General features: G+C 64.8%; 10 protein-coding genes. 7 read left to right on the top strand and 3 right to left on the bottom strand.

Annotation, left to right across the window (positions count from 1 at the left end; all coding sequences use genetic code 11):
- Positions 1-152: 152 nt before the first annotated feature.
- Entirely contained in the window at positions 153-929 is a 777-nt protein-coding gene (locus H7U20_RS21805) for an enoyl-CoA hydratase (protein ID WP_199761241.1), read from the bottom strand.
- Between the two features lie 86 nt (positions 930-1,015).
- Between H7U20_RS21805 and H7U20_RS21800 the strand changes: the two genes are divergently transcribed.
- Positions 1,016-2,362 (top strand): MFS transporter, encoded by a 1,347-nt coding sequence (locus tag H7U20_RS21800; RefSeq protein ID WP_233410982.1) that lies wholly within the window; start codon positions 1,016-1,018, stop codon positions 2,360-2,362.
- Positions 2,363-2,452: 90 nt separating this feature from the next.
- Complete coding sequence (locus H7U20_RS21795) at positions 2,453-2,890, top strand: universal stress protein (protein ID WP_199761240.1); 438 nt, start codon at positions 2,453-2,455, stop codon at positions 2,888-2,890.
- Positions 2,891-2,958: 68 nt separating this feature from the next.
- On the opposite strand, the gene mltA is transcribed toward H7U20_RS21795, so the two are convergent.
- Positions 2,959-4,188, bottom strand: coding sequence for a murein transglycosylase A (mltA, locus tag H7U20_RS21790; protein ID WP_199761239.1), 1,230 nt, complete (start codon positions 4,186-4,188; stop codon positions 2,959-2,961).
- Between the two features lie 22 nt (positions 4,189-4,210).
- On the opposite strand from mltA, the gene H7U20_RS21785 reads away from it, so the two are divergent.
- On the top strand, positions 4,211-4,360 hold the full coding sequence (locus H7U20_RS21785) for a hypothetical protein (RefSeq protein ID WP_199761251.1): 150 nt from the start codon (positions 4,211-4,213) through the stop codon (positions 4,358-4,360).
- Between the two features lie 56 nt (positions 4,361-4,416).
- On the opposite strand, the gene apaG is transcribed toward H7U20_RS21785, so the two are convergent.
- Positions 4,417-4,791 carry a Co2+/Mg2+ efflux protein ApaG gene (gene apaG, locus H7U20_RS21780; protein WP_199761238.1) on the bottom strand — a complete coding sequence of 125 codons (375 nt, stop codon included), beginning with the start codon at positions 4,789-4,791 and terminating at the stop codon, positions 4,417-4,419.
- 221 nt (positions 4,792-5,012) lie between these two features.
- On the opposite strand from apaG, the gene rpe reads away from it, so the two are divergent.
- The 4 genes from rpe (at position 5,013) to H7U20_RS21760 (ending at position 8,651) form a co-directional block, all read left to right on the top strand.
- Positions 5,013-5,678 carry a ribulose-phosphate 3-epimerase gene (gene rpe / locus H7U20_RS21775; protein WP_199761237.1) on the top strand — a complete coding sequence of 222 codons (666 nt, stop codon included), beginning with the start codon at positions 5,013-5,015 and terminating at the stop codon, positions 5,676-5,678.
- Positions 5,679-5,690: 12 nt separating this feature from the next.
- Complete coding sequence (locus H7U20_RS21770) at positions 5,691-6,374, top strand: phosphoglycolate phosphatase (RefSeq protein WP_199761236.1); 684 nt, start codon at positions 5,691-5,693, stop codon at positions 6,372-6,374.
- Positions 6,375-6,589: 215 nt separating this feature from the next.
- Complete coding sequence (trpE, locus tag H7U20_RS21765) at positions 6,590-8,086, top strand: anthranilate synthase component I (RefSeq protein ID WP_199761235.1); 1,497 nt, start codon at positions 6,590-6,592, stop codon at positions 8,084-8,086.
- Between the two features lies 1 nt (position 8,087).
- Positions 8,088-8,651, top strand: coding sequence for an anthranilate synthase component II (locus H7U20_RS21760; RefSeq protein WP_199761234.1), 564 nt, complete (start codon positions 8,088-8,090; stop codon positions 8,649-8,651).
- Positions 8,652-8,662: the final 11 nt, after the last annotated feature.

The raw sequence follows: 8,662 nt of genomic DNA, 5'->3' as shown, positions 1-8,662 counted from the left end.
GGGCTTTGAACCCTTGACAAAGCGTTTTGTTTGTCAGTTGCGAAGAAGGAAGAGTATGCAGCGTTTCGGCCATTTCGTCAACCTTCTTTTTCTCCCCGCTCACTCTGCAATCGCTTGTTTCTGCGTGCATTTCTGCGGGGAGGCGAACTATATCAAAGACCGTCGAACTTAGGCAAGCGCTTTTCCAGGAAAGCGTGCATGCCCTCTTTTTGCGCGGGCGTGCCGAAGGCCGACTGGAACAGGCGGCGCTCATAATTGACGCCTTCCGTCAGCGTGGTCTCGAAGGCGCGGTTGACGGCATCCTTGATCATCATCGCCACCGAGGTCGGCATGTCGGCGATGGTGGCGGCGGCGGTCATCGCCTCCTCCAGCAGCATGTCGGCCGGCACCACGCGCGACACCAGGCCGATGCGCTCGGCCTCCGCCGCGTCGATGGTACGGGCGGTCAACAACAGGTCCATGGCCTTGGCTTTGCCGATGGTGCGCGGCAGGCGCTGGGTGCCACCGGCGCCGGGCGTGACGCCGACCTTGATTTCCGGTTGGCCGAACTTGGCGTTGTCGCCGGCGATCAGGAAGTCGCACATCATGGCCAGTTCGCAGCCGCCGCCCAGGGCGTAGCCGGCGACGGCGCCGATCACCGGCTTGCGCACGCGCAGGATGTGTTCCCAGTTGCGGGTGATGTAGTTGTCGCGATAAGTGTCGACATACGTATAGTCGGCCATGGCGGCAATGTCGGCGCCGGCGGCGAAGGCTCTTTCGCTGCCGGTCAGCACAATGCAGCCGATCGCCGGGTCGGCGTCGAACTTGCGCAATGCCTCACCCAGCTCATCCATCATACGGTCGTTCAGCGCGTTCAGCGCCTTGGGGCGGTTCAGGCGAATCAGCGCCACTTTGCCTTGCACGTCAACAATCAGGTCTTCGTATTGCATGGGGACTCCTCCGGTGGATAATCAAGCATCTCAATATAAGTATGCGGCGATTGTATCTTTTATCGCCTATATAGAGAGGTTGCACGCTGGTATTATTTGAAGCTCCACGTGCCGACCGAACTGAGCCTCCTATTCTTACCGCCATCCGCCACTACCTGTCCGAGCTGCTGGCCCGCGACGCCCTGCTGCGCAACGTCGATTTTCGCCGCTACTGGTTCAGCAGCATCCTCAACGGTTTCGGCGGACAGATCAGCGCGCTGGCCCTGCCGCTGTGCTCGGCCATCCTGCTGCGCGCCAGCCCGTCGCAGATGGGCACGCTGATGGCCTGCCAGGCCATTCCGTTCGCCCTGTTCGCGCTGCCGGCCGGCGTGCTGCTGGACCGGCGCCGCAAGCTGCCGATCCTGCTCGGCAGCGAGGTAGTGCAGGCGCTGACCTTGGCCAGCATCCCGGCGGCCTACTGGCTGGGCCTGCTGTCGATGCACTGGATGTACGCGGTGGCCTTCGTGCTGGGCAGTTGCACCGTGGTCGGCGGCGGCGCCGAGCAGATCTTCCTGACCTTCCTGATCGGCCGTGACGGCCTGATCGACGCCCAATCCAAGTTCGCCGCCAGCGATTCGGCCTCGCGCCTGATCTCGCCCGGCGTCGCCGGCATCTTGATCCAATGGCTGACGGCGCCCTACGCCATCCTGGTCAACGCCGCCGGCTTCGTCATCTCGGTGCTCAACCTGCGCCGCATCAGCGTGCGCGACCCGCAACCGGCGCCGTCGGACAAGCACCCGCTGCGCGACATCCGCGACGGCTTCATCTTCATCTGGGGCCATCCGCTGCTGCGCACGCTGGCCTGGGCGGCCGGCGTCTGGCACCTGCTGTTCTACGGCTACGCCGCGCTGGCCATTTTGTTCGCCACGCGCGAACTGGGCATGTCGCCCGGCGTGCTGGGCGCGGCGCAGATGGTCGGCGGCGTCGGCGTCTTCATCAGTTCGATGGTCATCAAGCCGCTGAACCGCCGCTTCGGCCCCGGCGTCACCTTGCTGATCGGCACGGCCGCCACCACGCTGGGCTTCGTGCTGATGCCGGCGATTCCGACGGCATTGTTCGGCAGCACCATGGCCACCACCGTCGCCTTCGCCTCCCTGTCGCTGTTCTTCGATTGCGGCGTGATGCTGTTCTTCATGCCCTACATGGCCATGCGGCAAAAGGTCACGCCCGACGAGTTCCTTGGCCGCATGATCTCGACCATGCGCTTCCTCACCGTGGCCACCGCGCCGCTGGGCGCGCTGGCGGCCGGCTACATCGCCGAGCACCTGAGCATCCGCACCGGCATGGCCTGTGTCGGCGCCGGCGGCATTCTGCTGACGGCGGCCATGGCGCTGTCCAAGCCGATCCGTGCCGTGCGCCCCGATCGGCCGATAGCGGCCACACTGGACGCCTGAGCGGAGGGATGGGGCCGGGTTTGATCTGGATCAAGGATTTCTCCTGGTCAATTCCATAAGCTTGCAGTCACACACTCACCGGAGAAGGCCATGTTCAAGAAAATCCTGCTGCCGACCGACGGCTCCGCGCTGTCGGACAAAGCCACCGCCACGGCGATCCAATTTGCCCAACTCAACGGCGCGCAGCTGGTCGCCATCAGCGTGATCCACCCCTTCCCCTTCTCGCCGATGGCCGACGGCGGCGCCGTGCTGGACGCCAAGACCTTCGAAAAGGAGATGGAGCAGGAGGCGCGCCGCAGCATCGCCAAGGTGGCCGCCGCCGCGGCAGCGGCCGGCATCGCCTTCGAGGGCGTGGTCACGCTGTCGTTCAGCCCCTATGAGGAGATCGTCGAGACGGCAAAGCAGCACGGCTGCGACATCATCATGATGGCCTCGCACGGCCGCAAGGGTTTGAACCGCCTGTTCCTCGGCAGCGAGACGCAAAAAGTGCTGGCCCACACCACCCTGCCGGTGATGGTGCTGCGCTAAGCCGCTGAGTAGAACAGGGCGACCCGGCGGCCGCCCCATGCTGAAAAATCAGGCAAGCGACCGGGCGCTCAACGGGCCGCCGCCTGTTTCGGCAGCAACAGCCAGACATTGCCGCGCTGCTTCATGCGGCCGGCGTTTTCCGCCGCCTCGGCACCGAAGCCGAAGAAGTAATCGACGCGGATCGCGCCACGGATGGCACCGCCCGTATCCTGCGCCATCACCAGGCGCTGCAGCGGAATGTCGCTGTTGGCCTGGGTGGTGGCGAGGAACAAGGGCACGCCCAGCGGCAGCTGCGCGGCGTCGATGGCGACCGAGCGCTGCGGCGTCAACGGCACGCCCAGCGCGCCCTTCGGCCCGATGCGCGGGTCCGGCAGGCGCTCCTCCTTGAAGAACACATAACTGGGATTGACGTTGAACAGCTCCTGCTGGCGCGTCGGATGGCCGGCGATCCAGGCCTTGATGCCCTGCGCCGAGGCCTGCTCGAAGGTCAACTCGCCCTTGTCCACCAGGTAGCGGCCGATCGACTTGTAGGGATGGCCGTTCTGGTCGGCGTAGGCGACGCGCACGGTTTCCTGCGTGTCGCTCAGCTGCACGCGGCCGGAGCCCTGCACCTGCAGGAAAAAGGCCTCGACCGCATCGTCGACCCACAGCAACTCCTTGCCGCCGGCCTCGGTGGCGCGCTCGATCTCGGCGCGGGTCGAGTACGGCAGCACTTTTTTGCCGACCAGGCGGCCGCGCAGGCGCATGCCCTTCAGCTCGGGATACACACTTGCCAGTTCGACGGTGACCAGATCGTCCGGCACCTTGTACAGCGGTGTCTGGAACGGGCCGCCTTTTTTGCGCGCGCCGTGCAGGAAGGGCTCGTAGTAGCCGGTGACCAGGCCGTCGTTGGCGCCGTCCGGCGCGACCACCCGCTGCGGTTGCAGGAAGGCCTCGAAGAAGGTGCGGATGGCGCGCTCGTCATTACCGTTGACGCTGCGGGCGATGCTGCAGGACTCCTTCCAGTCGGGCTTCTTGCCCAGCACGCCGCAGGACGACATGAAAGCCGGCCAGGCGGCCCGCAGGTCGTCCTTGTCCCAGCCGGGCAGGTCGGCGAAACTGGCCGGGACGAACTGCGGCGCGCTCGGCTTGGGTGTCGGCGGCGCGCTCGGCGCCGGGACGGGCGTCGGGACGGCCGCCACCGGCGGCGGCGGCGCCGGCACCACCGGAGCGGGCGCCGGCGGCGCGCTGGTACAGGCGGCCAAGGTCAGCGCGACGAGGGACAAGGGAACGAGTAGACTACGGCGTGTAAATAACATGAGGATCGCTATGTGGCTATTAATGATTGAAGCGCTGGTCGCGTTTTTCCTGCTGGTGTTCATCGTCTGGTGGACCATGTACTCGGGCAAGACGCCGGCCCGGCCGAGCCGGGCGCTGCCCGACCCGCGCGCCGAGGCGCAGGCGAAACAGCCGCCCGATCAGGCCGGGTGAAACAAAAAGGCACGCGCGCATCGGCGCGGCGTGCCTTTTTGTTGGGCTGCGCTACTTTAGTGCAAAGTGCGCGGCAACGACAACACGAACTCGGGGATGCTCACCTCGAACTGGTGGCCGTCCTCGGCCACGCAGAAGTATTCGCCCGTCATCGAGCCCTGCGGCGTGGCCAGCGCGGTGCCGCTGGTGTATTCGAACTGCTCGCCCGGCGCCAGCAGCGGCTGGTGGCCGACCACGCCCAGGCCGCGCACCTCGTCGATGTGGTTGTTGGCGTCGGTGATGACCCAGTGGCGGGAAATCAGTTGCGCGGCCACCGTGCCCGTGTTTTTGATCGTGATCGAGTAGGTGAACACGAAGTTGGTGCGTTCCGGGTCGGACTGCTCGGGCAGATACTGGGTTCTGACCGAGACAGCGAATTCGTATGAGGCCATTAACATTCCTTAACTTAATGATGAAGCAACAGCGGGGCAGCGACGAAGATCTGCAAGCTTGGCGAATTTTCATCGTCCATTCCACATTGCACCGCAAATCCGGGCCGGGCGCAAGGTGTAGGCCACATTTGGCGTGACAATTGTGGCCCGGACCACGGGCCGGGCCACAAAGCGTAAAATAGCGCATCCCATTTAATGCACGCTCAACGCCAGCCCACACCATGACCACTTTCCGCATCGCCCCCAGCATCCTGTCCGCCGACTTCGCCCGCCTGGGCGAGGAAGTGCGCAACGTCGTCACGGCCGGCGCCGACATCATCCACTTTGACGTCATGGACAACCATTACGTTCCCAACCTGACCATCGGCCCGCTGGTGTGCCAGGCCATCCGCCCGCACGTGCAGGTGCCGATCGACGTCCACCTGATGGTCAAGCCGGTCGACCGCCTGATCCCCGACTTCGCCAAGGCCGGCGCCAACATCATCACCTTCCACCCGGAAGCGTCCGAGCACATCGACCGCACGCTGCAACTGATCCGCGACAACGGCTGCAAGGCCGGCCTGGTGTTCAACCCGGGCACGCCGCTGCACTTCCTCGACCACGTGATGGACAAGATCGACATGATCCTGATCATGTCGGTCAACCCCGGCTTCGGCGGCCAGTCCTTCATCCCCGAGGCGCTGAAGAAGATCGCGCTGGCGCGCCGCAAGATCGACGAGTCGGGCCGCGACATCCTGCTCGAAGTCGACGGCGGCATCAAGATCGACAACATCGCGGCGGCGGCGGCGGCCGGCGCCGACACCTTCGTGGCCGGCTCGGCGATCTTCGGCCAGCCCGACTACAAGGCCGTGATCGACGCGATGCGCGCCCAACTGGCGGGCGTTTAAGTGAAGGCGGGCATGACGGTACTGGCCGGCGTGCGCGCCGCCATCATCGACCTCGACGGCACCATGCTCGACACGCTGCCCGATTTCCAGGTGGCGGTCAACCGCATGCGCGCCGACTTCGCCCTGGCCCCCATCTCGCAACAAGCGATCGGCCGGATGATCGGCAAGGGTTCGGAACACCTGATCCACTGCGTGCTGGCGCTCGACTACCAGGGCGCCGAACTGACGCGGCAGCTGGCGCCGGCGCTGGCCTCGTACCAGCGCCACTACCTGGACATCAACGGCCGGCACAGCGCGCTGTTCCCGGACGTGGTCGCCGGCCTGCAGGCGATGCGGGCGCAGGGACTGCGCCTGGCCTGCGTGACCAACAAGCCGATCGCCTTCGCCAAGCCGCTGCTGGAAATGAAGGGCCTGGCGCCCTACTTCGAGCTGCTCTACGGCGGCGACTCGCTGCCGCGCAAGAAACCCGACCCGCTGCCGCTGCAGACGGTGTGCCGCGATTTCGGCCTGGAACCGGCCACGGTGGTGGCCATCGGCGACTCGCAGAACGACGCCCAGGCGGCGCGGGCGGCCGGCTGTCCGGTGCTGACGGTACCCTACGGTTACAATCACGGCCAGGCTATACACGAAACCGATTCCGATGGTATAGTGACCACGTTGCTCGATGCGGCGAACCAGATTCGTTTTTATAACTGAACTGCTCACAGACCCTACACCGATAATGTTTCTCGACAAAAAACACAACGTCCCCCAACCAAACTCGATTGAGGCTTGGCTTTGGCGACGCTGGCAATCCTGGCAAAAGTAAGCCACCTTGATTGCTGTCGCATGTGCCCACGCACCCGACAGGTTTTTTGAACAACCACCGCCCTCACTCCATCATGGCTCTTGGGGCGGCATGGAGAGAAGACATGACCGAACTCGAATTCAAATCGTTGGCCACGGAAGGCTACAACCGCATCCCCCTGATCGCCGAAGCCTTCGCCGATCTGGAAACCCCGCTGACGCTGTACCTGAAACTGGCGCAGACCCAGAAGAACGGCAAGAACACCTTCCTGCTCGAATCCGTCGTCGGCGGCGAGCGCTTCGGCCGCTACTCCTTCATCGGCCTGCCGGCCAGCACCGTGTTGCGCAGCTACGGCAACCGCACCGAGATCGTCAAGAACGGCGACGTCATCGAGACCCACGAGGGCGACCCGCTCGACTTCATCGAAAGCTTCCAGGCCCGCTTCAAGGTGGCGCTGCGTCCCGGCATGCCGCGCTTCTGCGGCGGCCTGGCCGGCTACTTCGGCTATGACACCGTGCGCCACATCGAGAAAAAGCTGGCCGCCAGCCAGCCCAAGGACGACCTGGGCCTGCCCGACATCCAGCTGATGGTGACGGAAGAGCTGGCGGTGATCGACAACCTGTCCGGCAAGCTCTACCTGATCGTCTACGCCGACACCACCCAGGCCGAAGCGTATTCGAAAGCGCGCCAGCGCCTGAAGGACCTGCGCACCATGCTGCGCCGTGGCATCGACGCGCCGCTCACCTCCAGCTCGGTGCGCACCGATATCATCCGCGACTTCAGCAAGGAAGACTATCTGAAGGCCGTCGCCAAGGCGCACGAGTACGTGATGGCGGGCGACCTGATGCAGGTGCAGATCGGCCAGCGCATCCGCAAGCCCTACGTCGATTCGCCGCTGACCCTGTACCGCGCGCTGCGTTCGCTGAACCCGTCGCCCTATATGTACTTCTACAATTTCGGCGACATGCAGATCGTCGGCGCCTCGCCGGAGATTTTGGTGCGCAACGAGACCGCCGCCGACGGCGAGAAGAAGGTCACGCTGCGGCCGATCGCCGGCACCCGTCCGCGCGGCGCCACGCCCGAGCGCGACGCCGAACTGGCCAAGGAGCTGCTGGCCGATCCGAAGGAGATCGCCGAGCACGTGATGCTGATCGACCTGGCGCGCAACGACCTGGGCCGCATCTCCGAGATCGGCAGCGTGCAGGTCACCGACCGCCTGGTGATCGAAAAGTATTCGCATGTGCAGCACATCGTCTCCAACGTCGAAGGCAAGCTGAAAGGCGGCCTGTCGAACCTCGACGTGCTGCGCGCCACCTTCCCGGCCGGCACCCTGACCGGCGCGCCGAAGGTGCGGGCGATGGAGGTCATCGACGAGCTGGAGATTTCCAAGCGCGGTATCTACGGCGGCGCCTGCGGCTACCTGTCGTTCGGCGGCGAAATGGATGTGGCGATCGCCATCCGCACCGGTGTCATCAAGGACGGCATGCTGTACGTGCAGGCCGCCGCCGGCATTGTCGCCGACTCGGTGGCCGAGATGGAATGGCAGGAAACCGAAAACAAGGCGCGTGCCGTACTGCGCGCCGCCGAACAAGTGCAAGATGGCCTGGATGGGGGATTCTAAGATGCTGCTCATGATCGACAACTACGACTCCTTCACCTACAACATCGTGCAGTACTTCGGCGAGCTGGGCGAGGACGTGCGCACCTTTCGCAACGACGAGATCACCATTGCGGAGATCGAGGCGCTGAACCCGGCGCGCATCTGCATTTCGCCCGGCCCGAAAGACCCGGCGCAGGCCGGCATTTCGCTGCAAGTGCTCAAGCACTTCGCCGGCAAGAAGCCGATCCTCGGCGTTTGCCTGGGCCACCAGGCCATCGGCGAGGCCTTCGGCGGCAAGGTGATCCGCGCCAAGCAGGTCATGCATGGCAAAACCTCACTGATCGCGCATACCGGCGTGGGCGTCTTCAAGGACCTGCCCTCGCCGTTCACGGTGATCCGCTACCACTCGCTGGCGATCGAGCGCGCCACGCTGCCGGCCTGCCTGGAAGTGACGGCATGGACCGATGACGGCGAAATCATGGGTGTGCGCCACAAGGAATTCGACATCGAGGGCGTGCAGTTCCACCCCGAGTCCATCCTGTCCGAGCACGGCCACGCCCTGCTGAAAAACTTCCTGGTCCGCTGACGACCGGCGCG

The organism is Rugamonas violacea, assembly GCF_016461825.1.
Classification (GTDB): Bacteria; Pseudomonadota; Gammaproteobacteria; order Burkholderiales; family Burkholderiaceae_D; genus Rugamonas.
The sequence above is the reverse complement of the archived record's forward strand: the minus strand, read 5'-3'. Positions and strand labels throughout refer to the sequence as shown.

Bases quoted from the DNA above. Each gene is read 5' to 3' on its own strand.
- H7U20_RS21805 (WP_199761241.1), bottom strand. From the start codon at position 929: ATGCAATACGAAGACCTGATTGTTGACGTGCAAGGCAAAGTGGCGCTG.
- H7U20_RS21795 (WP_199761240.1), top strand. From the start codon at position 2,453: ATGTTCAAGAAAATCCTGCTGCCGACCGACGGCTCCGCGCTGTCGGAC.
- mltA (WP_199761239.1), bottom strand. From the start codon at position 4,188: ATGTTATTTACACGCCGTAGTCTACTCGTTCCCTTGTCCCTCGTCGCG.
- H7U20_RS21785 (WP_199761251.1), top strand. From the start codon at position 4,211: ATGATTGAAGCGCTGGTCGCGTTTTTCCTGCTGGTGTTCATCGTCTGG.
- apaG (WP_199761238.1), bottom strand. From the start codon at position 4,791: ATGGCCTCATACGAATTCGCTGTCTCGGTCAGAACCCAGTATCTGCCC.
- rpe (WP_199761237.1), top strand. From the start codon at position 5,013: ATGACCACTTTCCGCATCGCCCCCAGCATCCTGTCCGCCGACTTCGCC.
- H7U20_RS21770 (WP_199761236.1), top strand. From the start codon at position 5,691: ATGACGGTACTGGCCGGCGTGCGCGCCGCCATCATCGACCTCGACGGC.
- trpE (WP_199761235.1), top strand. From the start codon at position 6,590: ATGACCGAACTCGAATTCAAATCGTTGGCCACGGAAGGCTACAACCGC.
- H7U20_RS21760 (WP_199761234.1), top strand. From the start codon at position 8,088: ATGCTGCTCATGATCGACAACTACGACTCCTTCACCTACAACATCGTG.